Origin of the sequence: Legionella anisa, from assembly GCF_001467525.1 — a bacterium.
Classification (GTDB): domain Bacteria; phylum Pseudomonadota; class Gammaproteobacteria; order Legionellales; family Legionellaceae; genus Legionella; species Legionella anisa.
The window spans coordinates 643,245-667,682 of the sequence record NZ_LNXS01000029.1 but is presented as its reverse complement, the minus strand read 5'-3'; the positions used below and the strand labels follow the sequence as shown (position 1 = coordinate 667,682).

Below are 24,438 nucleotides of genomic sequence, written 5' to 3'. Positions count from 1 at the left end.
TTGAGTAAATCTCCACAATTTAAGGAGAGCGTACTTTACAAAATCATTTAAACTCTGTCACACAGCCTTGCCGGAAGGACACTATTCATCCTTATTTTATCCAAAATAAGGGAGGTTATTCATGCCAAAAATTTATGTCCACTATGCAATTACTCCCAAAGGAGAGCTTGCCATCTCAAGTTATCATGAAAGGACTCAGTCTTTATCGAATGGTTTTGCTTTAATTAAGAAGGAATTAAAATTATCGGACTTACAAAAATTAGAGGCGGATATCCCAACCCCCTATACCAATGATGATATTAAAACCAAGCTACTTGAACTACTATCTACCATCAAGCAAAGCAAAAACTACAGTGAAGCAACCCTGAGTAAAGTAACCTATAAAGGTGATTTAAACTTGTGTACTAGCAACAAAGCACCAACACCTTGTTTATTCGATGGCACGCTGAATCAAGTTTTTCCTGGAAAAGAGGTTCAGTTAATTCTAGAGTCTGCTAATAGAGAATATGTAGAAGCCGGTATACGATTAGCAGATAGCATGGGGCTAGTTGGGGCGATTCTGCAAACCAAAACTGCATCAACAGAAGGGGTTCTATCCAAAACGTATCCGCAATCAGAAGCCCAAGTTCAAGTCAATAATAGCCCAATAGATATACCTGCCCCAATACCGGATACAGCTGCACTTGCCCAAGCAGAGGTTAAGATCAAAGATCCTCAAACTTTAAGTAATGCTTTGGTAAAAATTGGAGTTTTTAATACAGCAAAAGACTCCCTCAATGCGAATACTCAGACTACAGAAGACCAGAAAGGATCAACTCCGATAACTATTGACAAGATCTAAGCCTATATATTCTGGACTCTGGGGTTGTCATTCCTGCGAAGGAAGGAAGCAAGCAACCTGGGTGAAACGAAGTGAAACCCGGGTTTCGCTGCGCTGCACCCAGGCTACATTTTAGCTATAGCGAATAGTCTGGACTAAAATGCCTAGCATTCAACATGTTAAATTCGAAACATCTTGTAGTTGATGGTGCGAAGCTGCAATCGTTTCATCATGAGATTTCATTTTCGTAAGATAAAACGCTCCATGCTCCTCTAAATTCAATTGAGAAATTAATTGATATTTTGGCTCTTCCAACATTCCCGGCTGCCTATCAATTTCTTTTTTAATTGTTTCTACTATTTTGACAAACAAACACGCATTGAATGTTGACTCTGCATCTCCATTTATAAGGATAAGGGCAAGTGCTTTCGAGCTACAATTTCCCTCTAAATAACCCGCAACTTCTGTTCTCCTGGAGGCTCCCCAAAGACTTCCCCATATTTTCGATTCATATTTTCTTAGTGAGGAATTGATTAAACTTCTAAATGATCTATCCGTTAAGGTATCGACCCAATCATAAATCGACTGACACAACATGGTGACTTCCTCATCGCTATAAGGATGTGTAAATTGTTTGTCATTCTTCTTTGCTAAGTGCTTATCTTTGCTCGTAAATTCACCATTTGGTATGGGATATTCTGGCAGAACAAAGGGTGTGAGCCATTCTGCAACTGGGGTATTCAATGTCTCATCTTGGGTTTCTAATTTCTCAGGTACTACCTCTTCCATAGGGGCGTCTGTAGTAGTCACTTGCAGTTGAGAATTCGTTTCCTTCACCTCTATCGTGGGGCTTGTGTCAACTGCAGTGGTTTTATCAATGACCGTTTTTTTCTTAATAAGTTGGTCCATTTCTTCTAAAAAGTACTCTACCTCAGTGATTAGAAAACGACGATTGTGTGTTTTTACATAATTTAGATAGTGTTCCGCTATTTCTTTACACCGCTCAGGGGAATATTGTTCATTGCCTTCAAGCAGCCCTTTTTTATGCATCTCTCTCAGCACTTTTGCTACTTTTGGACCCGATTGTCTGTTTTCTTTAACAAAAAGAGCAATTTCTGCAGGATAATCGGTTTGAGTTGTTTTAGTGGATTGGTTCATTGAAAATATCGAATTCGGTATTTTAGAAGTCCAATGTGTATTCCCTTTATTATTCAAAATCATTACTGGATTTCCAGATTGAATAAAAGGACTGCTATCATTTCTGTGAAGGTGTAAAACGATCTCATGATCATAGAAGGTATCAATAGTTCCTTTTGTATTACGCACCATACGTTCACCTTGAATGGCTCGATGTAAGACAAATAGTGTTTCTTCCGAACCCCATGTATACTCATTTTGTAGATGATTTGTATATTGAATCAGATGCTTATCATTATCTGCTGAAAAAAATGCAACCGTTTCTTTTCTCAGGATATTATCTAAAAGATGTGCTTTGTGAGATTGAATCGCCGTTTCACTTAATCGTTTACCGGTTGATTTGATTTTTTGTTCTTTAATTGACCACTCGCGGGAAAACTCTTCTTTGACCTGAAGGAATCGTGCTTTGGCAAATTCTCCCATTGCAGTTTTCATGCCGCTAACTCGATATATTTCTGCTTCAGTATAATCCGCATGAGTAAATTCATGCGTGATGAGTCCTGACAACTCCTGATACTTCGTCTTAAACTGTTGCTTAAAATAATATTCTAAACCGTATTTAGAGGCAGTAAATAATGGTGAATCTTTAGGAAACATTTTGAATTCATGTTTTGTATGTTCCGCAGCCAAATCTCGTGTTGCTCTACCCAATATGGGTTCAATAATTGTTTTGATCTCATGGGAGGTAAACTCTTGATTTGCTTCCTTAGACAATAGGGCTCGCAAACTGACTTTAGCATCTTCTTTAAGTTTTAACTTGTTAAAAATATCTTCTGTCAGTTGTGGAGTGTTTTTCGCACGTAAAAAATACATTAAAGAAATGCCATATGCATAATACATGCAATTGCCTTCACCACTATTGTCTACATGAAACATAATAAGCTCCTTTTATTGTAAATCTCGATTCCTTAGAGAGATTTCTTGTGTCAATAGTTTTTATTTCTCACTTCTTTTCAAAAATATTTTTATGGCTCTAATCGTTAATTTAACTATTAATCAAAGACAGCCCAATAAATAATTGGGTTCGTTTTAAGCATTAGAAGACAGCTTTTTTGCAGGATGGAACAAAAGTAATGGCACCATTGTAGTCCTTTAGTTTTTACATGGCAATGATAACATCACTACTTTTATATCACTATCAAATCAATAAGTATTATTTGTGATCAATAATGAAAGAGGGTAGTCGACTCGGTCAAATTAATTACTTCATTAAACACTGGATTACTTAAATCATTTGATTACTACAACTAATGGAACTTAAATGAGATCACATCACAGTGTGATCTCATGATCTACCTACTATCTATGCCAGGTTGTACCAGTCCGCACCTTACCGCAATGACCATCAACACAACCTTTTTTAACATTTGTATGATGGCAGGTGCCTCCTTTACAAACAGTGGTAGATTTATGATATCCCCAAGCTGCAAAAGAATTAGATACAAAACAACTTACAATCAAGATCATAAAAATCTTTTTAATATGAGACATATATCAACTCCTCAATGATTATGGCATTAATCGTGGACATTAAAAGAACAATTTGTATGATTAGTATAGTTTAATTTGGAAGATTTTTTCTGCGGAAGGGAAAAAGGATGAAATTGATTTTGCTTTACTTTCTCGTTACACCAGAATTTAACAGAGCCATAAATTCATAAGGACTTACCTGGCGTGAGAAATAACCCCCCTGCCCATACTTGCAACCATACTGTTGCAGTTGTTCTCTAACTTCTTGATTTTCTATCCCATCAGCTAAAACATTTAACTCTAAAGTTTGTGCCAGCTTAACAATCGCTTCGACAATTTTAGATTTTTTCTTATCTTTAATCATGTCCAAAATGAGGGATTTTTCAATTTTAATTTCATTGATAGGAAAATTTACCAGATATGTAAATGAAGAATATCCACTGCAAAAATCATCTATCGATATTTTAACGCCTAATTTGCTTAATTGATTTAACACCTCAGTTGATTTTTCTTGATCAGATAAACAGGCACGTTCATTGAATTCTAATATTAAATATTCGGGTGCAATTTTATTTTTATTAAGTAATTTCTCCACAAAATCAGGTAATTTCCCGTCAATAACATCCTGAACAGACAAGTTAACCGAGGCAAATATTTTATACCCCTCTTGATGCCAAAGCACGAGTTGCTTTATGACATCGATTAACATATATGAGCTTAGTTGTTGAATTAAACTTGAGCCTTCAATAAGCGGATTAAATTGTTCCGCACTGATTAATCCATATTTTTCATGAACAAAACGAACTTTAGCCTCGGCACCAATTATTTTACCTGTTGCCAGCTCTACTGAGGGTTGATAATAGATCTCGATCTCTTGGTTTTCTATTGATTTTTTTAACGAACTCATCACAATTCGGTTTGAAGTAAAGTCGTCTTCCATATTCGAATTATAAAGAGCGAAAGGCTTATTTTTCTTTCTTGCATGGAAAACAGCAGTTCGAGCATGACTCACTAATGAAACGTCATTTTCCCCAGCATGAGGATATATGGCTACACCTGCAGTAGTACTGATGTTTACATGAACACCATCTACAACAAAATTAAGAGTGGTTGCCCCAATAATGGCCTCTAACAAGGTGTTGAAATTAATATTTTTATTTAATCTTGGTAACAATAAAGCAAACTCATCACCTTCTATCCGAGCAATGCTGTTTATTCCCATAGTAGCTTGTAGCATGAAAGGATTGATCAACATATCTTTTAATTTTTTAACAAACTGCATTAAGGCGCTATTCGCATTAAAATTACCGAAATTGTTATGAACGACCTTAAAATCATTCAATTTTAAGATAATAACTGCCAACTCATTGGGTTTCTCAATCTTATCAATTGCTTGTTTGATTTGTTCACTAAACAGGAGTGCATTGGGCAGTTGAGTAAAATAATCATGTTCACTTTCATATTTAAGTTTTGATTCAAGATCACCACTTTTATATAGAAGCTCCTTAGTTTTATCTGCTACAAGCGATTCTGCTGTGTTGGCCAATCCATGACAAAATGACTGGCCCCAATAGGCAAAGAGAAAAGGACTGAGATCAAGAATCCATATGGCAGGATTTGTTGTTTGAGCTCTAACAAAACCATTCAGATTGATGAATCCTGTTATTTGATAAGACACAATAAGTGACGCAATGAAAATACTAAAAATAGAAATACCCAAGCCTATATACGCATACTTGTTCACATATTCTTTGAAAACAATAGAGCTTTTTGCGAGTCTGTGATTTATATCCATTTATGTAAATGTGTCTTTTATCTCCATATACTAATTTTAGTACTTAATTTACAAATTTTTTAATCAAAAGCACAATTCATAGCTACTCATCTTCTGAGCCATTTTATCACGCAAAATGAAGTAAAAAGGAAACACGCTCTGATACTTTTGGAATAGCTTTAAAAGCATCTAATGGTGAATGGAGCGCTTTTTTTGATAAATTTGCCGATACCAATTCTGAGGGTAAGCGATTCGTCTCGATGGTGCGATTACGTAAATTTTATGAAGACAGTCATGAAGTAGGCGAAGAAGTTGAAAACCGATTCGGTAAAACGATGTAAGACTGAGATTATCAGAAAAAATTTTGAATAAGAGCTATGTGATAGCAAGCGTAATCCAAGTGTATTAATGTCTTAGATTACACTCGCTTTTTTTGGTAGGGTTGTCAAATTTCTAAAGCTTCAGGCCAAACGCTACATTGAACTTCGCCAATATGTTTTTTTTGCAATAAAAGCATCACTAAACGAGATTGACCAATACCACCGCCAATTGTTTGAGGTAAAGAGCCGGATATTAATTTCTGGTGCCAATCAAAATCCAAACGATGCTGACAACCTGTTAATGCCAATTGATATTTTAATATGGTTTCATTGACTCGAATACCCATAGAAGAAATTTCAAAAACATCTGCAAGTATCGGGTTCCAAACTAAAATATCACCGTTTAAGCCGGTAAATCCTACTTCATTCACTGAACTCCAATCATCATAATCAGGAGCACGTAAATCATGAGGTCTTCCATCGGATAACGAACCACCGATCCCAATTAAAAAAACAGCCCCATATTTTTTAGCGATAGACCGCTCTCGATCTTTAGGCGATAGATGAGGATATAAAGCGCGTAATTCTTCGGCGTAAATAAAATGAATATATTGAGGAAGAAATGGAGTCAGACCATAAAGCTCACTCACCACATGTTCTGTTTTTTTTATTGCATCATAGAGTTCAATGACCGTTTTTTTCAAATAACTTAAACAACGATCTGCCTGATCTATGACACGTTCCCAATCCCATTGATCCACAAAAACCGAATGGGTTGCGCTTAATACCTCTTCGTCAGGTCTTAAAGCGCTCATATGAGTATAAATGCCCTCTCCTGCCTGAAATGCAAACTCTCCAAGTAATTTTCTTTTCCATTTTGCCAAGGAATGAACAACCTCAAAAGAATGATCGGGTATGGCTTTAACCTTCACAGAAACAGCTTGTTCCGTGCCAGACAAGTTATCTTGTACACCATCCCCAACACAAGTCAATAATGGTCCTTGCACCTCAATAAGACCTAATTTTTGTTCCAATTCACGGGAAAAAAAACCCTTCACAAAGCTTATTTGCTTTTGTTTTTCAATAAATGCCTGTTTCATCACACTGCCTCTAAATTAAATGAGACTAACATTATATTGAATTTTTAGTTTATTTTTATTACCGATTTAAAATAAATGTAGATAAATAAAATAATATCCATTAAAATTACCATTTAATTAAATAAATTTTAATAAACACCCGTGAAAGACCTAGAAAATTATCCAATCGATAATCTTGACCGAAAAATACTGAACTCATTAATAAAAAATGCTCGTACTGCTTATGCAGAACTCGCTAAAGCATGTGCTGTAAGTCCTGCTACAATTCATGTTCGCGTAGAAAAAATGCGGCAAGCGGGTATTATTGAGGGAGTGCATGTACATATTAATCCCAAGCGATTAGGATATGATGTCTGTTGTTTCATTGGCATTACGCTCAACCATGCGAAAGATTATCAAGCGGTCTTAAAGAAATTGGAAGATTTAGAAGAGGTCATCGAGGCTTATTACACGATTGGTCATCATTTTAATATTTTTATTAAAGTAATGTGTCAATCCATAGATACGTTACAGCAGTTACTCGTTAATAAAATTCAGCTTATCGATGAAATTCAATCAACAGAGACACTGATTTCACTGCAAAATCCCATCATGCGCTCAGTAGTTCCCTGATCCTGCTGTGATTCGTATTCCTTAATAAATGAGTCGGGATAAAACTGTTGATATCAGTTGTGTTTTATACTCAGGTCTCTTTCTTCTTTAACAGTCCCCACTTTCGTGGACTCTTTCTCTCTGGGAGAGAGTAATTCATTACTTGGTGGAAGAGTGGTTCCTTGAGGTATTGTTTTTTGCGTTGATTTAGGAGCACTCATTAGGGACATCTCTATCTCGGTATCTGATTTTTTTGGGGCATTACTTTTATCAAGAGCTTTAGAAAATTTATCCATAAACGTAGAAAAACCTTTTTCTACAGCATTTACGTATTTTTCTTTTAAACTGCCGCCCCCCTCGAAACCCTTTATGAATGCTGTTATTCCATCTCCTGCTGCACTGGCATAGGCTTTAGTCATATCCCATAATTTTGATGGCATACTTTTAGACGAATCATCAAGTATTTGATTTATATTTCTGGTGATATTTACCGTATCCTTTCCTAATTTTTCTACTAGCCCGGGATCTAATTTTTTGTCATCGCCAAGAACAAGACGATGCAGGAATGATAAGCCAGAGCTTTGCAGCGACGTACCTGCATTGCTTAATTGCAATAGTTCTAAGGAACCCACAGTCTTTGAGAGTTTTTCACCTTCACTATTATTTAAATCTTCTTCAAGATCATCTAAATATCTGGCTTCCTCGTCAATAATTGCTTTTCGTGCCTGTTTTATGGGATTATCAGGATCATTTTCTAACTCCTGCGCTACTTTGTCATGTGCACTTCTAAGATCGGATATAATTTGCTTGCCTCGTTCCTTCTCGCCCAACAAACTCGTAGCAAGTGATTTGTTATATCCTCCCATGCCTTGTTCAAAACTTCCCGTAACCATATTCTTTATTGTGTCAAAAAAGCCTTTGCCTTCCTCAAATCCTTGTAGGGCACCTTGACACATACCAATTACTCCATTACCGCAGGCCTTAGCAAAACCTATCATTTTTTCAGTCAAGGATGTGGATTTATCAAAAGCTAAGTCAGTTGCCAAGTTCCATGCGACTCTCACTGAATTTATACCCACTTCCTGAAGTGATTTTGGATCAACCCGTTCCTCTTTGCTTAGATCATAAGTCATAATTACAGCATTACTCAGTAGTTGAGCTGTTGTAGTCTTCTTATTCAGGTCTTTAAGCGACTCATAAGCTTCGTTAAGACGGCCTTTTTCATCAGGAGAAAGCGCCTCGACTTGAGCTTTGTCTAATTCCTTAAGCACGGTGTCTAATCGATCAAGCTCTTTACCTACCGCTTCTGTAACATCCTTATGGGCATCACGATATTGGGCAGGCATTTCAGTTTTCTGCCAATCTGAAAGATTCTGACGTATGCTCTCCACTAAAACTTGTGAATCCACAAATTTACGTCGTTGATCTTCAAGTTCGCGTCGTTGACGCTCTTCTCTGCTAAGCATAATTAATATTTTCTATTTTATATTCCATACAAAAAGTATAGCTTAAGAAGTCACCCGATGATCAGTAAACGCATCATTCAGAAAATCAAAAAGACTACATTTCGCCGCTTTATGCGCAGAATTCAGTTAAGAATTACTTAAGGTCTTCCTGTTAAAATAAAAAACACATTGTTTTAATGATAGAAAAATGAAACAGGTCCTGACTGGTATATTGACAACACTCCTATTGCCATTTACTGCTGCTGCAAGCGTAGTGATAGTAGCATTGTTACTGGCCATGCTTGCTCTCCTTTCTCCTGTTATCCTTATCGGCGGTGCTTTATGGTCTGCTGGAAAGTTATCTGAAAAATTCACAAACTGGCTATATCCTCCTCAAAATATTATGACGTCAAACCACGGAAATGGCCCCATAATTACCTCATTATCAACGACAGGCATCCTTTTCTTTTTGCTCATTGCACCGGTTGCTGTGGGTTCTGCGGCAACAGCTGCCATAGTTTCTATTTTACTTGTACCCGCCCTGGCAGTAACTGGTGCTTATAAAATTGCTGACTCAACAATAAATTATCTCTATAAGCTACTCCGTTTAAACAAAGAAGAAGCTCGAGTAAAACACAGCTATAGTATATTACCGCACGATTTAGATGAGTCCACTGAAGGTCCCGAAGACGTCTTGAATTTTGATCCCTTATTTCGACAAGCCACGAATAACGTGAAAAAAAGGCATGCTTTTAGCTCCGAAGAAATAACCACTCTGACACATGAGGAGTTAGGGCATAGAGCTCTTGGCTACTCAACATCTTCAGATGAGACATAACTGACTCAAAGTGTTATTCTACTCAGTTTATTTTCTTGGCAGAACAACTATCTGACATGGATAATGAGCAATGAAACAATTTAAATTTCTAAAAACAATTCATTTTAAATATCAACTAAAACTCTACAAATTAATGACCGCATCCATTCAACAAGAGATCGCGCATCTCGAATCGAAGAAAAAAATTAATGAACTCACAATGGATGAAACGCATGCTCTAGAGTTTTATGAACAAAGCATACAGACTCTAGTTGAATCGACCTTCCTGCAAATTTATGCCAAATTAGAAGAAGCCTTGTATTATGAATGTACCCAATTGCTCATTAAGAAAAATGCAAGCATATCACGATTTGAACTCGCTCTGAGCGAACTAGGGTACATTATTGATAACACGCATTGGAACATGCTAGTCAATATTTCTAAAATTCGTAATTGCCTCTTACATGGAAATGGAAGATTAGATTCAGACCGATACGGAGTGGACACAAAAGAAACCATTAACGCCCTTAACTCGGATGCAAACACCCTCCTAATTGAAGTAATTCCTTTAAAAGATCATAAAGAAGGAATTTCTAAAATAAAACTCAATGAGCCATTTCTCCGCTATTGCTTTATTGAAATAAAAGACTTTATCCATTCTCAAAAATAGAGGTTTAACGTACGCTCGCTCCTAAACATCCCAAGCATCGCGATGAACTCCTATCAAATTCAATGAAACTGAATAAATAAATATCCATTTGATCAAATAATAATCTCATACTACAATAAAATTGCATTTTAACGACAGGAGGTCATTATGAATCAAACAATTAAGCTCGTGGGGATTGCTGCAACGCTAATAGGTCTAGGTGGTTGTACCACGACTACCGTGAATTCACCTGGATACCGCGCCAATCATGTTTATTCTGCTGGTTATACTCCTCCAGGATATACAACTAATTATTATAGAGTAGGTAGTTATGGAGCTGGCTGGCATGATGGCTATTATGATAATCCCTATAGCTCATATGGTTATAGGCCTAGCTATTACTCTGGAGGAAGAGGATATTACTCAAACAATGTCCTCTATAATACTGGAAAAACAAAATATTACACCGGCTATAGAAACTATAATAAGCACCACGGTTACTACAACAATAATACCTACGTTGGATATGGTCATACCAAGTATTATAAAGGCAACGTAGGGTATGATAATGGCCAGGTACAATATCAAAAAAGATATAGAAATGGTCAGCTAAACTATCAAAATGGTCAAGTTAATTATCAAACTGGCCAGCCGAACTACCAAACAAAATATAAGAAAAGCCAGCTAAATTATCAAAACAATCAAGTTAATTATCAAGCTGGTCAACCGAATTATCCAACACAATATAGAAAAAGCCAGCTAAATTATCAAAATGGCCAGGTAGGTAATCAATAGGATGATGATAACTCCATGCTGGGCTGCACTATGTTTAGCCCAGCCTACTTTGTTATTTGCAATATGTGAACGGTCGTAGTTATATAGTTTAAATTGTTGGGTCAAAATGACCCAACCTACTACTTCCTCAACCTTCCAGTCTTGGGACTATCAGGAGATGTATTATGACAATTCACATGCGTAGCACACATAATCACGGGAGAAATTAAGCGATATTATTTTTTAGCATTTTATTACCAGGAATGAAACGATTACAAATATATATGATATTTCTTGGGGAATCGCTATTTTGACAATTTTCTGCTCTCGATATAAAGAGGTAAACAAAAATTAAGTAGGTTGATGGCGTTGGGTGTCCTCATCTTTTTGCAAATTTTGTTGCTGCTCCAATTCTGATTTGGATCTAAAAAATCTGATTTCTCCAGCTCTTGCCTGATGGGAAAGCTTTTTGTCAAAATCAAGAATTGCCTGATAAAACGCCGTCGTCTCTGGCTTTTGTAACTTTCTAGGATTATCAACCGCCTCACGTGCTAACTTCATAACCTCCAAATACTTAGCCGCTAAGCTTAGTGTATTATCATTGGCAATGTTATAAATTTGGGCAACCCGATGGGGAACTTTTATTTGCTGACCATCAACTGTAATTGGAGAGCCTCCTCCGAATCCCCATAATCCAGTTCTCCATTTTTCAGTTTTGATTTCGTTTGTGATGAGATTAATGATGAAACTATTGAAAAATGCGTGGTAACTCTTTTGGTGGGAATGTTTGGGTACATACGTACTCACAATATCAGGCTTAGACTCCCAAGGAGCATCCACTTTGACTAGTTGTTTCTCTTTCAAAAAATAAAAGTTAATTTTTCCTTCTTCATAAAAAGGCTTAAATTGCTCCCAATGTCGATAAAGAAAACGAAGTTCAGCGAAGGTTATCTTATCAAATCTTTTCTCAAAGCACATTTTGTAATCAATATTGTTTAAAACAAAATGAAGTTTATTTTCATTATTTAATACCCACATAATGCCTAATTTAGACATTTTTTTGATGAAAGGTGCATTGTCCTCTGCTCGCCATGAAGGAGAAAATTGCTCTAATTCAGGTTTAAAAAGCGTTGCATAAGATTTGAATGATTGGGCAGGAACATAAAAAGGATCGCTTGGATTTGATGAGTCCTTGAGAAAAATATCAATATAAGGATCAATAGTAGCCTTGTGTGTTCCATTAGCAAGTCGAGTAGTAAAATCATCTCGATGCTCACTTTGCAAGGCATTAAATAACATGATACGGGCACCATTTATACCATAAACCAGGTCGCCAGCTGTAAAACCATCGGAGATTGCGTGTAAGTCCGCCTCCATAATCTCAGGAATAAATTCTTTCCATCGAAAAGGATAGTGAGGTACAGATGGATCATACACAACCCGCACCACATGCTCGTATTCCTCTTGAATTTGAGCAGGAATTTCATCGTCACCACTCAGATTTGTTAAAGACTCATAGCTTTTTCTTAACTCATGAATCTCATCCAAAGTTGAGTCTTGATTTTCATCCAGAAATTTCGCCAGTTCATTTTTTCTCATAAAAATAAAAAAAAACAAATTGTATAAATATTATAGCATTTATTTATTTTCATGCATGGTCGTCTATACCCCCATAATGGGATTTCTCGCATATTTAGCGACGGTTCTTAGGCGTTTTGGTAGTTCATTTAAAAATGAGATATCTAGTCCATATTAACCAATGAGAATCTCATTGTTGGTGACAGAATAATAAAGAAATTAACCCCATATTCGTCATTCCTGAATGTAGGGTTTGGATATTCTATTTTCGATCTTATCAGGTTAGATTGATACTTGTATCGTTGAGGCCATCATGAACAGGAACAATTTTTGACTCCTCTGAATTTTTAGGAGCATAGATACTTCGAGACAGTAATGGCGATGTTATTGGTTTAACCGAGGACGGCAACTTAGATGCTGCTTCTTTATCAAGTAGGATAGTAACGTTTTTATGAGCATATAAAGCGGTTGCCGGAATATCTTGAGTCGGTGAAGAAGCCAGATTAACAGCAGCAATAATATCTGCCTTTGCTGAGCCTGACGCGAGCAAATAACACGCTTTACTGTGTTGCAAAATCGTTCTAATACCCATTGTTATTGCATGGGTTGGCACTTCATCTTTTGAATTAAAAAATCGCTTATTCGCCTCGCGAGTCTTATCATCTAACTCGATTAATCGTGTTTTAGAATCAAATGAGGAGCCCGGTTCATTAAAACCAATATGGCCATTCACACCCAAACCTAAAATTTGAATATCTATTCCACCGACTTCTTGAATCTTCTCTTCATATTCTTTCGCATGCTGTTCAATGGACTGAAGTGGAACAGTTCCATCAAGCATGTGAATATTCTCTTTTTTGATATTAACATGATCAAAAAAATGATGATGCATGTAGTAATTATAAGATTGAACATGGGTTGGTTCTAACCCTAAATACTCATCTAAATTAAACGTGATGACTAATGAAAAATCTAAATTTTCCTCTTTATGCAGACGAACTAATTCTTTATATAAAGGTTCAGGAGTACTCCCTGTTGCCAGTCCCAAAACGGTAGGTATTTTTTTCTTATTATTTTCCATGATTGTCATTTGAATAGCTCGAGCAGCTTTACTTGCCATGCCTTCAGATGTTTCCCTAACAAAAATGCGGCTAAACATAAATATTTTCTCCGAGAATTCGAGGTGTTATATCCGATATAAATAGGAATTTAGAAGAAAGACGATCAATATTAATTAAAAAGGTCTTCATTCATCTCATTCCCATATTTTGTTACAATTACAATGATGCAGGATGCCAATGAATCATAAAGAAATTAATTTATCGACATGCGATTTTAGCCAATTTAGCAGTGAAACTCTAGGGCATTTCCTGATGGGGTCCGGGTTCTAAAATATGTCTTTAGAACGCTGACCGAATAGATTAAGCGCCCAGCAATTGTTTGTGGAGCTCAGCCAAGGAGGGTATTAAATGCTAATTAAAAATATTTATGTCTACAACGATGCCGGGATTAAAGAATTAAAACACGTGCACGTTACTGAAGATGGGTCAAGGATAATTTTCAATATTGATGCTAATTTATCATCTCTCCAAGAGGAGAAAATAATTGATTCTAAAGGCTGTTATTTCTTCATGCCAGGAATGTTGGATTCTCATGTTCATGGTCAAGGTGGTATTGATTTCGCTGATTTAGGCGATGAAATAAGTACTGAGGGCTTGGAGCGTATTGTCAAAGCACTAGGAAGAACAGGGCTTTCTTATGCATTAGCAACTCTAGTATCCATGCCTATCCCCGCCTTAAAAAAATCACTGATACAACTTAATGATTTCATTCAGAAACAAGAACAGAATCCTATCCCAGGCTGTACCCAGATCCTTGGTGTGCATTTAGAGGGCCCCTTTATCTCAAAAAGTTGCAAAGGTGCTCATGCTGAAGAGGCACTACAAAACAGTATTTGTATGAAGCAATTCAGGGATATTATTGACGTAGCGCCTCATATTAAACACTGGAAAATAACAATTGCGCCTGATTTATTAGGTGCAGAAGATTTTATTAAACAGACAAAGGCACTTGAGCAAGAAGGTATTTTCGTAAAAGTATTTATTGGCCATTGCAATCCGGATGATAAGGAGATCATTGGCCGTGCTATTGCAGCAGGCGCTTGTGGGTTTACTCATTTGGGCAATGGCTGCCAAGAATCGTGTAGCAGAGAAACACGCCCCCTTACTTTAAGCGACGCCAAAAGCCATGTAGTACAATGGATACTTGAAAATCCTGAGCATTGTCCGTCTGGGGTGGAACTCATTATTGATGGGGTACATTTATCCCCCTCATTTATTTCGCTCATTCAAAACGCGGTTAAAAACAAAATTATACTTGTGACTGATGCCTTAGGTCCTACAGGTTGTAACGATGGAACCTATAAATTAGGAAGTTTGGATATTCGTAAAGAGCAAAATAGTTTCTATTTGGCAGATAATGAAGGTAATTTTCTGATGAAAGAAGGCAGACTATCTTCTGGGGAAAAAGGCTTTGTAAAAACACTCGCAGGCAGTGCAGCCTCATTATCTTTTTGCGCGCAAAAGTATTTTGAATCGATGCGTGATGAACCCCTAGAAAGCCGCATGGATTTTATGTATGCAGCACTTATCACTAACCCCAGAATGACCTCCTTATCGAAGAAAGCAATCCAAAATTTACCCGATAAAAAAAATTTCTCTATTTTTAATCAGAGCGGACAACTTATTTTGAGTTCATGCCATGGTAAAGTAATTGAGCATCAGCAATTACAATGGCCAATATCAGGTATGCTCAATTATGGATTTTTATCAAGACCTTCTACTATTGAAAACAACGGTCCCGAACAAGAAAGAAGTTACACCTGTAATTAGGGTCTACAAAAACCTGAGGGATCGTCAGTTTTTTGATAAGAAAAACTTCCACTAATTTTTTGGCTTACGTACCGCGCATAAAGCCTGAGAGATCCTCACAAAATCGAAACAGGAAAATACATATTCTACATTTACAGCTATACCTAAAAAACTGTCATCCCCTGCCTTCGCAGGGATGACAGCCTTTTTGACTTCGATATAGGGCGTCCATTCCTTAGGCTGGATGGATTCAAGTAACAAATGAATTCTACCTGGTTAAATTTTGTGAGGATCTCTCAGGCATAAAGCGCAGTACGTAGAGAAATTTTAAATGAAAAACTGACGATCCCTCAGGCCTACAGCACAATATTGCTAACCCAAGAAACACCTTGGGTTAGCCCCATTTCCTATTAGGTCTGTAAAAGACCACTTTCAGAACCACCTACACTAAACGTAAGAGCTGAAATAGCGCCAGGAATAGAGGCGATACTCGGCAAAAAGATGGTCCAGGTTATTCCATTATCCAAACTTTGATAGGTTAAAGGAAATGTATTCTCCATTGCGTCAACATAAAAACCTACAGCGGAACATATATTATTCTTACACGAAACTCCGGTTAATCGGGCATTCTCAAAGCCTGCAGGAATCCCGCTTGTGGGAGGAAATATAGCTTCTGACCAAGTCACTCCATTATTTGCACTGAAATAACTCACAGGTAATTGTTGATCAGCACCGTCGGGAGTTTCTCTAGTATAATACCCTACTGCAGAACAACGAGTCCCTGCACAACTTACGCTATTTAGAAACGCCCCTCCGTTTCCAGGTGGCAGTGCAGCTGTTGAAAGAAACCTTACTGAAGACCAGGAAATTCCACCATTTGCACTGGTATAACTTAGAGGCAAGTCGACGTTAGAATCTGCTGGATTAGGACTCTCACCTACAGCACTGCAATTAGTTCCAACACAGCTTACACTCGTCAACCTGGCACCACCTACATATCCAACTGGAAAATTAGCCGTGCTTGGTATGATTGCTTCAGACCATGTTACGCCATTATTCGCACTATAATAACTCACAGGTTGTCGATCACCTGTAGCGTCATTATAAAAACCAACCGCAGAACAATTTGTTCCAACACAACTAATTGAGCCCAGTCTCGCGCCCTCGTTTCCAGGTGGAAGAGCTGCAGTTGAAAAAAACGTAGGCTGAGACCAGGTGACTCCATTATTAGAACTCCTATAGCTCAGTGGATAAGCATTTCCAGTAACACTGTCTCGCCATGTTCCTGCACTCACACAATTGCTACCCACACAACTCACAGTAACAATGAAAATCTCATTACTTGTCGCAAGAGGACCGGTTCGTGCAAAGAAACTAGGCGCAGACCAGCTCGCCCCTCTATCTGAGCTTGAATAGAAAAAAGGTAGAGCGTCGTCTACTTCTCCGAGAACCGCACCAATGGCAGTACAGAGATTGCCATTGCACCCAACAGCAATAAGTGCTGCTTGATTGCCGGGTAGACCAATAGTTGGCGGTAATACTGGAGTAGGCCAGGTAGCGCCATTATTATTACTTATATAAACAAGCGGAAATCCTGAAGTCAAAGTTCCATAGCCTCCTACTGCAACAGAAATTTGAGTTTCAGGTGGGGCATTGGTTACAGTGACGTTTAACGAATTAGCAGGTGTTGGGCCGGCACAAGTTTTACCCCCAGGGAAGCAAGCAAATAAATGATGGTGCGGATCAGGATCATTACGATTGACCGCGCCAGATATTTTCAACTTTAAAGTACAACTTTGATTAATCGAACCATTTGGACCTAAATTAAAAAAAAGTGGGCAAACAGTCGCGTCTGTTGGCTCGAGTATTTGCGTTACATTGGGCGGAAACCACTTAATAAAATTATTAAAACGCATGGATAAGGTGTTGTTTGTCACCGTATATGCAGCATTCACGCTTCCTCCCACAGGAACGGTGGTAGGTAAAGTACCTTGGGGAGCAATATTGAAAGGTAAGGCAAAACTGGCCATTGAAGTAACAACCCCCAAAAAACCAACCGCGCACAAATGATATTTATAGTTCATTGTTCATCCTTTGATCGATGCTTAAAAAATTAGCTACTCGAAAAGCACATCTTTTAATTCAAGTACTGATGCCCAAAGCTCAAGACACTATCAATTGAGTGAGAAGAATGAGTTAAATCACTTGCATGACAATTTAGATCACACTCAAAACGCCAATCATGTCCCTAAAATTTAAGCATCTGAAGTAAATTTTGTGCTTTATTGGAGTCTCCATAAAACCAAACTAAGTTTTACATCTCCTTTAAATCACAAAAGTGATTTGTCCTAATACTTCGTTAGTATATAAATGAGATTGTGATAAATTATTAAATGTTGCAACTCCGTCGATTGAAGCATTTCCAAGCTCCACTTTACCAAAGTCAGAAAATCGATAGCCCACACCTACACGGATATGATTGGTCACCTCATAATCTACACCCGCCCCTACTCTGTAAGAGAAGGAGGTACGCGTCTCATCCTTAAATTGATTACTAAAGGTACTAAATTCCGGTACAATATTGACCGTGTAATCTTTTGCAGTATTTGAACTAACCCCAATACCTCCTGAAATGTACGGATGGAAAATCAGCGATTGATACATGAAGTTATACAAGAGTTTGTTTTCAAATAATACTTGTTGTGCCTGTATATCATACTTATATGAAAATGAATCAAATATTAATACATCCGATGCGCCTTGTGTCACAACACCTTGGGTATGAAACTCCATGGGTTGATAATAACTAAATCCAGTTTGTAAAAACCAACTCGGATTTAATAGAACTTCTATCCCAAGCGAAACACCGTATATAAATCTAGATTGATCCGTATTGTCGGCAGCATAACTAAAAGACTCATCTTGAACAGGATCGTCAATAGAAATAAATTGTGACTTACCTGCATCGTCAGTGAATGCCGCACCTAATGATACAGTTGCAAAAGGACGCCAACTCATTGAAAACCAGTCAACTTTTTTTTCAATCTGATCTTTCCAAACAGCATGCTTTTTTACTACTGGCGACGTTGCCGCAATACTTGGTTGAACACTAATAGAAGTTAATCCAAAAATAGCTAATGCAAATCCATATTTACTCTTTAACAATTTCTTCATCCTTAAAAAATAACCACACGAAAAAAAGTGCTTTAAGCAAACTTCTTCTGCTAAGAACAACAACGAATTAATTTAACAGAGATTTTGAAAGAATTATAGGTGTACCTAAAATAAAAAAATACACTATTAATTAATAAGTTAAATAATTTTGATGCACTTTTTTTAATAAACAACTAAAAAATCATCAATAATATTCAAGCATCACAACCTATTTAGCTGGTTTTAAATATACCAAGCACAAAATGCCAGCAGTCAATGCAGTGATACCGCATAAAATAATGGGGGTAACAATTGACAAAACAATCAGAAAACCACCAACAAAACAAATAATCGCGTCACCTAGAGTACGCAAACTTAATTGCGCACCCATGACTTCGCCCTGAATGGCGGTATGAGACATGTTTGAGATGTGAATCGTCATAGTAGTTGTAACAGTAGTGATACTAAACCCAATAAGTGTGAACAATAAAAATAGAGCTGAGGGGTATTGAAAAGCAACCATTGCTGCAAAAATCAGGGCAGTGGCCATCATAGCCACGATTATTATTTTATGAATGGGCATATGTTTTGAAAGATAATGAGGAAGCCATGCAGCACCTAAAGCAAGGGCGGCTGACAATGCAGCGTTATAAATCGCGATCATGCCTGGAGACATGAACCATTTTCCGGCCAGATAAACCGGGCCGAATTCGTAAAACATATCCACTGCAAAGGTAAACAGTGTACTGATGATGAGCAAATGGATTAAATGAGGATGATTTTGAAATAAGAGCTTGAATTGTCGGATAATATTGAGTTGGCCCAATATGGATTTTTTTTCAGGTTTGGATAGAGTTTTATGTTCTGGTAATTTCCACCAGGCAAGGCTCAGTGTGGTAATTGAAGCGAATGCTGCAAAAGTAAAAGGGAATGACCATGAAAACCAGGGAACAATATTTGGGTTTGATAATAAACCACCCATGATTGGTCCAATGATGTAGCCAATGCCAGCCATGCTGTTAATTCTACCAAAGCTGACAAACTTGTTAATTGTAGTTAATTCTGATGCCAATGCCCTTGCAACAGCAAAAGTCCCCTCCATGAATCCGGTTAAAAAGCGGCTGAATAATAAGAGCCAGAAACTGTTTGTCCAAAATGCGATGACAGTCAATAAATACCCCAGTATGCTTCCGGCCAAACTGATGACCATTATTTTTTTGCGACCATACAAATCAGAATTTCTTCCTAGAATAGGAGAACCAATAAATTGCCCCAAAGGAAAAATTGCAAGGGTTAGTCCCAGCAAAATACGTCTGCTCGTTTCACTCCATTCCGGAGAAATAATTAACTGATCCGTAGATTGTAAAAACAATGGTGGAAAAATGGGGTAAGCAATAGATGAACCAATAAAACTAATTAAGACGATCAGTAAAATAATCCAGAGTTGTCTTTTTTCTTGAGCTGTTTGTGCGTACATATTCATTCTTGGCCCTTGGGATTATGGAGCGGCGAGCCGACTTTAAAAGCAAATTTTATTGAAAATATTGGCATTATGGAAAATTTTTCATCAATAATTCTAACTTTTTTTTCTAAATAGTGCGATATTTATTTTTGTTCCTGATGAATTCTTAAGTCCAGTTAACTCGTGCATTCATTCTCAAGTGATGCCTTAAATTGCTCTACCCATAAATTATCCACATAATTTGGGAGCACTATATTTTCTGCTGATCTCAACGTTTCTGCAAAATGCTTATATAAATAAGGGCGATAATAAACAAGGTCTGGAACCTCCAAACCAATTTCCTTGGCTTTTTCATCATTGACTCGCACTCGTAATATCTCTTTAAAATGGGTGTTTGCCTCAAAGTGCAGCATCTCTTCATCCGACATCACTCCACCTTGAAAGAGAAGCGTTTTCTTACTTGCTGCAGATAAACGCTCAAAATAGTCTTTTTTCTTTCCCGCCAGATAGCGTTTGGCATTCACATGATTACCAATAAGCAATGCAACTTTTGCAGAAAATCCTAAGATATAGGCTAATTGCGCGCCGATCCATTCATGATGCACAACCCCTAAATCTGCCATCTTGTTTTGCTTGGTATCTGAGGCAAAATGCCCTATATCATGAAATAAGCACGCGAGAATGACTTCCTGGCTGTGTCCCGCTTGCTCGGCAAAATAGGCGCACTGTAACGCATGTTCTAATTGCGAAACAGACTCTCCAATGTAATCCATGCCTTCGGAGAGCCACAAATACTGAAAAGCCCTATCAATTTTTTGGTCGATATGATTCATTGTCTTCATTGCATCATTTCACTAATAGGATTAGCGACATTATAAATAGCAGCACCGGCTGAGTAATCTTTATTGGGATCACGCTCACAATCTGGAGGAAATTTTTCTCGTTTATCCTGGTAATAAGCTTCACGTTTCGCCCCGCCTTCAGAAAATCTGCTAAAGGTAATAAAAATCGCACGACGCGGTTTATTACTGCGATTTGCCTCAGAATAATGAGGTAAATAAGAATCAAATAAAATGACATCTCCTGTTTTACATTCAATTGGAGTCCACTGGAAAGTCTCTGCAATTTCCTTTTTAATAGACCCATCCGCTTCTTGAGGAAGAATTACAGGTTTATTCGCTCCTCCTGTAACTACTTGTAAACAACCGTTTTCTAAAGTGCAATCATCAATTGCCACCATCATAGTTATGTGAAATCTTTGGTTAAAGCTAATAAAAGCAGGAGCATCTTGATGCGGTTTAAAACCTCCCCCGCCCGGAAATTTATAGTTAATTTTTTCTTTGAAAATAGAGGCCTGCTCTCCCATTAATGAGGACACTAAGCTTAAAGTACGTGAGCCATTAGCAACCTCATCCATCCCTTTATGATAATCAATAAAATTTTCAACGCGACAAAGCTGGCGTTCACCCTGAGCATTTTTTTCAAAATACTTCATCCACTTTCCTGGTGTTTCAGGCCAAGATGTTAATTCATCACACCAGGTTTGCAGATGTTGTTTCAGATTAATAAAGAGAAAATCTCTCAAAATGACAAATCCCTGTTTTTGCCAAAAACTGTGTTGCTCTTCACTTAATTGATAATTCATGATTTTCCCTTTTAAGACGCTGATAGCAATGTATTCTCAGAAATTGAATCCGAAACAGTAGTTAATTTACCCTCTTCCCGTTCTAACCATTTTGTTAACAACCAACCCAGAAGAAGGGTACTGGCAAGAATCGCCAAAGTCAGATAGATGCCCAAGTGAGCCTGGAAAATAGGTAAAAATACCGTTCCAATAAACGCACCAAATTTCCCAGTTCCAGCCGCCAATCCATGTCCGGTAGCTTTAAATTCAGGATTATAAAGTTTAGCGGGCAACAGATAAGTTGAAATTCCTGGACCAAAATTTATAAAAAAATTAAACAGAATAAATCCGATAAAAATAATACTGATATTGGGGAACAGATAGCTGATGCTAAGAATTAACAATCCCACAAATGAAAAAAGAAATCCTGTTTTCTGCAGTTTAATTAAAGATACGTGATTGACAAAAAAAATGACGACAAAAGCGCCTAAGGTAACAAAAATATTGACCACTAAAGTGCTTTTTAGAACTTCCGTTTGCGCGCTGAGGAAATTTGCTTCGCTCGAAAGATTAAATGCCTGTAAGACGTAAGGAGTGAATAGCCCTATTCCATAATACGATATATCGAGTAAAAACCAGCAAAGACAAAGACAAACAGTAACTCTTATCATTTTTGGCGAGAATATAAATTGATAATGAGTGAAAATAGCACGTCTTGAGCGAGGTTTTAACCGTTGATGAACTTGCCATAAAAAGCTCTCTGGCAGTTTCGCTCTAAATAACAGTCCTATAATTGCAGGAATTGCTCCTGAAGCAAATATCCATCGCCAAACATCGAGTTGAGGATGCAGTTTAAATAAAAGCCACGCAACAAGAACACCTACCGGCGAAGCAAGGCAATTGATAAACATAGCAGTTGCGATAAATTGGGCACTTTTACGAGGCGGAATCATTTCTGCTAAATAGGCTGCACAGATAGGATAATCAGCACCCACACCAAAACCGAGTAAAAATCGAAAAACACAAAGTGAGGTTATACTCCAGGCAAAAGCGGAAGCCAGAGCAATGAGCACAAAAAATACAAGATTTATAATGAGCATACTTTTCCTGCCCAGCATATCTGCCAAGCGACCAACAATGATTGCACCAAATACCGCACCAAGAGGTGCTGCAGCTTGAGTGAGGCCAATCATAAGGGAGGATGGATGATATAAAGCATTAATAAAAGGCTCTGCAACAGAAGCAATATATAAATCATAACCATCAATGAACAAACCCAGCGCACAGACTATCCAGACATGAAGAGCCAGGGATTTATTATTATTTTCGTCCATGAAAATCTCTTTATAAGATAAAGGATATTTGTCGCTTTATTGCGACATGAAGCCCCTGATCTTTAACATAATCACGATATAAAAACAAACAAGTCCCCTGAAAAAACGAACTTACAAAAGATATCTATAATTAAAATAGATGAGACTTAATCAAAAGCAATGAAATAAACACTCTTTGCTCTGAAAAAGGAAGGATAAAATGTTAACTGCAGCTTTTATTTTTTTAGTGATAGTGATTGTTTCAGGATACATTGGATATAAAGGCTCTGATCCTTCATTAACAAATAACGCAAAAATTGTATTTTATATTTCTCTAATTATTTTTCTCATCTTACTACTTCTCTATTTCTTTTCCCCAGCCCCACCCGTTCAAAATGAAATAAAAAATCCCCTTTTATAAGCATCTGTTTCATAGTCACAAGTTAAGCATTTTGGGGAAAAGTCGGATTTAAGTGCAGGTTGAGTGAAAAAATACAGTGATAAGATGGGGGTAATCCTTAGACTAATAGCATTTTAGCCTAACTCGACTATACCTTTGAAAAGGAGTTTACTGTTGCATTAGCAACAATAACAATAAGGAGAGAATATCATGCCAAGCTTTTTAGTAAATTATGGAGGGCCAGCGCCGCAATATAGTACAAATAATCAATCTTTTCCTGGAATATTAGCAGCCTGTGAAAAATTTTATCATAGCCAGCCTAAATCTACAGCGTTTACGGTCAATGGGCTTGATATAACCTACTATCGAGTAGGAATTCATCGGATGATACAGGTAGATTTACCTGATCAAGTTATGGAAGACATGAAATCTAATGATAAGGATATCAAGAAAAAAGCAATTGAAACAAAAAAATTATTTGATAAGGCTAAATCTCATGCCAGTGACTTTAATACTAAAGACTATAAGCTATTAGGGAACAATTGTGTCTCAGCTGCAGCAAACGTGCTCAATACGATTGAACCTGACTTATTAGGAGGATTACATAAAGTCATACCCCAAGTGCTTGATGACAATGTGGAGAGCGTGCTTAAATTAGATGCTGCGGTGGATAGTATTTTAAGAGGAACCATCTTACCTCAACAACACGATCAACAACATAAAGACTATACACATGCGCACATATCCTCTGAAATATGGGAAAATGTCATGACACCCGTGGGTCAACAGCATCAAAAGGAGCTAAAACAAAAATTACAGCAATCAAAGCAGACTGACATCAAACCACAATCTGAAGAGGATGTTGCACATAAAATCTGGGAGCAGGCAATGACCCCTGTTGGAAAATCTTCTCAGTAAAAGAGCACATAGCCTGGGGGCAGGTTCAAACCGGAACCCGGGTTCACACCCAGCCATAAACTATTACAGCGATAGCTTTTTCTTTATAGTTAAAACACTCCATATAATTTATGCTAAAAACCGCTGTTAACCAATGGAGAGAAAAGATGAAAAAACAATTAGT

20 protein-coding genes are annotated in these 24,438 nt (G+C 37.4%); 8 read left to right on the top strand and 12 right to left on the bottom strand.

Annotated features, from left to right (window positions below; all coding sequences use genetic code 11):
• Nucleotides 1-121 precede the first annotated feature (121 nt).
• Nucleotides 122-841, top strand: a complete 720-nt coding sequence (locus Lani_RS12125) for a hypothetical protein (protein ID WP_019234994.1) — start codon at nucleotides 122-124, stop codon at nucleotides 839-841.
• 150 nt (nucleotides 842-991) lie between these two features.
• Here the strand turns inward: Lani_RS12125 and Lani_RS20775 are convergent, their stop codons facing one another.
• The 3 genes from Lani_RS20775 to asnA all read right to left on the bottom strand — a co-directional run bounded on the left by Lani_RS20775 (nucleotide 992) and on the right by asnA (nucleotide 6,681).
• Nucleotides 992-2,893, bottom strand: coding sequence for a hypothetical protein (locus Lani_RS20775; RefSeq protein ID WP_019234993.1), 1,902 nt, complete (start codon nucleotides 2,891-2,893; stop codon nucleotides 992-994).
• A 739-nt stretch (nucleotides 2,894-3,632) separates the two neighbouring features.
• Nucleotides 3,633-5,282 carry a putative bifunctional diguanylate cyclase/phosphodiesterase gene (locus Lani_RS12110; RefSeq protein ID WP_019234991.1) on the bottom strand — a complete coding sequence of 550 codons (1,650 nt, stop codon included), beginning with the start codon at nucleotides 5,280-5,282 and terminating at the stop codon, nucleotides 3,633-3,635.
• A gap of 424 nt (nucleotides 5,283-5,706) precedes the next feature.
• Nucleotides 5,707-6,681: an aspartate--ammonia ligase gene (asnA, locus tag Lani_RS12105; protein ID WP_019234990.1), complete on the bottom strand. Its 975-nt coding sequence runs from the start codon at nucleotides 6,679-6,681 to the stop codon at nucleotides 5,707-5,709.
• 141 nt (nucleotides 6,682-6,822) lie between these two features.
• Between asnA and asnC the strand changes: the two genes are divergently transcribed.
• Nucleotides 6,823-7,293 carry a transcriptional regulator AsnC gene (gene asnC / locus Lani_RS12100; RefSeq protein WP_019234989.1) on the top strand — a complete coding sequence of 157 codons (471 nt, stop codon included), beginning with the start codon at nucleotides 6,823-6,825 and terminating at the stop codon, nucleotides 7,291-7,293.
• Nucleotides 7,294-7,346: 53 nt separating this feature from the next.
• On the opposite strand, the gene Lani_RS12095 is transcribed toward asnC, so the two are convergent.
• Nucleotides 7,347-8,738 (bottom strand): hypothetical protein, encoded by a 1,392-nt coding sequence (locus Lani_RS12095; protein ID WP_019234988.1) that lies wholly within the window; start codon nucleotides 8,736-8,738, stop codon nucleotides 7,347-7,349.
• Between the two features lie 187 nt (nucleotides 8,739-8,925).
• Here Lani_RS12095 and Lani_RS12090 point away from each other — a divergent pair, with 187 nt between their 5' ends.
• The 3 genes from Lani_RS12090 (at nucleotide 8,926) to Lani_RS12080 (ending at nucleotide 10,978) form a co-directional block, all read left to right on the top strand.
• Nucleotides 8,926-9,555 carry a hypothetical protein gene (locus tag Lani_RS12090; RefSeq protein ID WP_019234987.1) on the top strand — a complete coding sequence of 210 codons (630 nt, stop codon included), beginning with the start codon at nucleotides 8,926-8,928 and terminating at the stop codon, nucleotides 9,553-9,555.
• 70 nt (nucleotides 9,556-9,625) lie between these two features.
• A complete protein-coding gene (locus Lani_RS12085; protein WP_019234986.1) occupies nucleotides 9,626-10,204 on the top strand; it encodes a hypothetical protein in 579 nt (192 codons plus the stop codon).
• Nucleotides 10,205-10,351: 147 nt separating this feature from the next.
• The gene (locus tag Lani_RS12080; RefSeq protein WP_019234985.1) at nucleotides 10,352-10,978 is read left to right on the top strand and encodes a hypothetical protein; all 627 of its coding nucleotides are present in this window, start codon (nucleotides 10,352-10,354) and stop codon (nucleotides 10,976-10,978) included.
• Between the two features lie 330 nt (nucleotides 10,979-11,308).
• On the opposite strand, the gene Lani_RS12075 is transcribed toward Lani_RS12080, so the two are convergent.
• Both Lani_RS12075 and nagB read right to left on the bottom strand, forming a co-directional pair.
• The gene (locus tag Lani_RS12075) at nucleotides 11,309-12,556 is read right to left on the bottom strand and encodes a hypothetical protein (protein ID WP_019234984.1); all 1,248 of its coding nucleotides are present in this window, start codon (nucleotides 12,554-12,556) and stop codon (nucleotides 11,309-11,311) included.
• 256 nt (nucleotides 12,557-12,812) lie between these two features.
• Nucleotides 12,813-13,694 carry a glucosamine-6-phosphate deaminase gene (gene nagB / locus Lani_RS12070; RefSeq protein ID WP_019234983.1) on the bottom strand — a complete coding sequence of 294 codons (882 nt, stop codon included), beginning with the start codon at nucleotides 13,692-13,694 and terminating at the stop codon, nucleotides 12,813-12,815.
• A gap of 310 nt (nucleotides 13,695-14,004) precedes the next feature.
• Between nagB and Lani_RS12065 the strand changes: the two genes are divergently transcribed.
• A complete protein-coding gene (locus Lani_RS12065; protein WP_019234982.1) occupies nucleotides 14,005-15,426 on the top strand; it encodes an N-acetylglucosamine-6-phosphate deacetylase in 1,422 nt (473 codons plus the stop codon).
• Between the two features lie 389 nt (nucleotides 15,427-15,815).
• Here Lani_RS12065 and Lani_RS12060 read toward each other — a convergent pair whose 3' ends face one another.
• From Lani_RS12060 to Lani_RS12035, 6 genes are all read right to left on the bottom strand, one after another.
• On the bottom strand, nucleotides 15,816-17,489 hold the full coding sequence (locus Lani_RS12060) for a sialidase family protein (RefSeq protein WP_019234981.1): 1,674 nt from the start codon (nucleotides 17,487-17,489) through the stop codon (nucleotides 15,816-15,818).
• A gap of 241 nt (nucleotides 17,490-17,730) precedes the next feature.
• Nucleotides 17,731-18,579 carry an outer membrane beta-barrel protein gene (locus Lani_RS12055; protein ID WP_085956470.1) on the bottom strand — a complete coding sequence of 283 codons (849 nt, stop codon included), beginning with the start codon at nucleotides 18,577-18,579 and terminating at the stop codon, nucleotides 17,731-17,733.
• Nucleotides 18,580-18,787: 208 nt separating this feature from the next.
• Nucleotides 18,788-20,041: an MFS transporter gene (locus Lani_RS12050; RefSeq protein WP_019234979.1), complete on the bottom strand. Its 1,254-nt coding sequence runs from the start codon at nucleotides 20,039-20,041 to the stop codon at nucleotides 18,788-18,790.
• Between the two features lie 155 nt (nucleotides 20,042-20,196).
• Nucleotides 20,197-20,862 carry an HD domain-containing protein gene (locus tag Lani_RS12045; protein WP_040523186.1) on the bottom strand — a complete coding sequence of 222 codons (666 nt, stop codon included), beginning with the start codon at nucleotides 20,860-20,862 and terminating at the stop codon, nucleotides 20,197-20,199.
• A complete protein-coding gene (locus tag Lani_RS12040) occupies nucleotides 20,859-21,665 on the bottom strand; it encodes a phytanoyl-CoA dioxygenase family protein (protein WP_019234977.1) in 807 nt (268 codons plus the stop codon). The genes Lani_RS12045 and Lani_RS12040 overlap by 4 nt, the downstream gene beginning before the upstream one ends.
• Nucleotides 21,666-21,676: 11 nt before the next feature.
• A complete protein-coding gene (locus tag Lani_RS12035; protein WP_019234976.1) occupies nucleotides 21,677-22,978 on the bottom strand; it encodes an MFS transporter in 1,302 nt (433 codons plus the stop codon).
• Between the two features lie 199 nt (nucleotides 22,979-23,177).
• Between Lani_RS12035 and Lani_RS12030 the strand changes: the two genes are divergently transcribed.
• Together Lani_RS12030 and Lani_RS12025 are read left to right on the top strand one after the other, a co-directional pair.
• Complete coding sequence (locus Lani_RS12030; RefSeq protein ID WP_019234975.1) at nucleotides 23,178-23,378, top strand: DUF1328 family protein; 201 nt, start codon at nucleotides 23,178-23,180, stop codon at nucleotides 23,376-23,378.
• A 189-nt stretch (nucleotides 23,379-23,567) separates the two neighbouring features.
• Nucleotides 23,568-24,275: a DUF778 domain-containing protein gene (locus Lani_RS12025; RefSeq protein ID WP_019234974.1), complete on the top strand. Its 708-nt coding sequence runs from the start codon at nucleotides 23,568-23,570 to the stop codon at nucleotides 24,273-24,275.
• The last annotated feature ends 163 nt before the right edge of the window (nucleotides 24,276-24,438 follow it).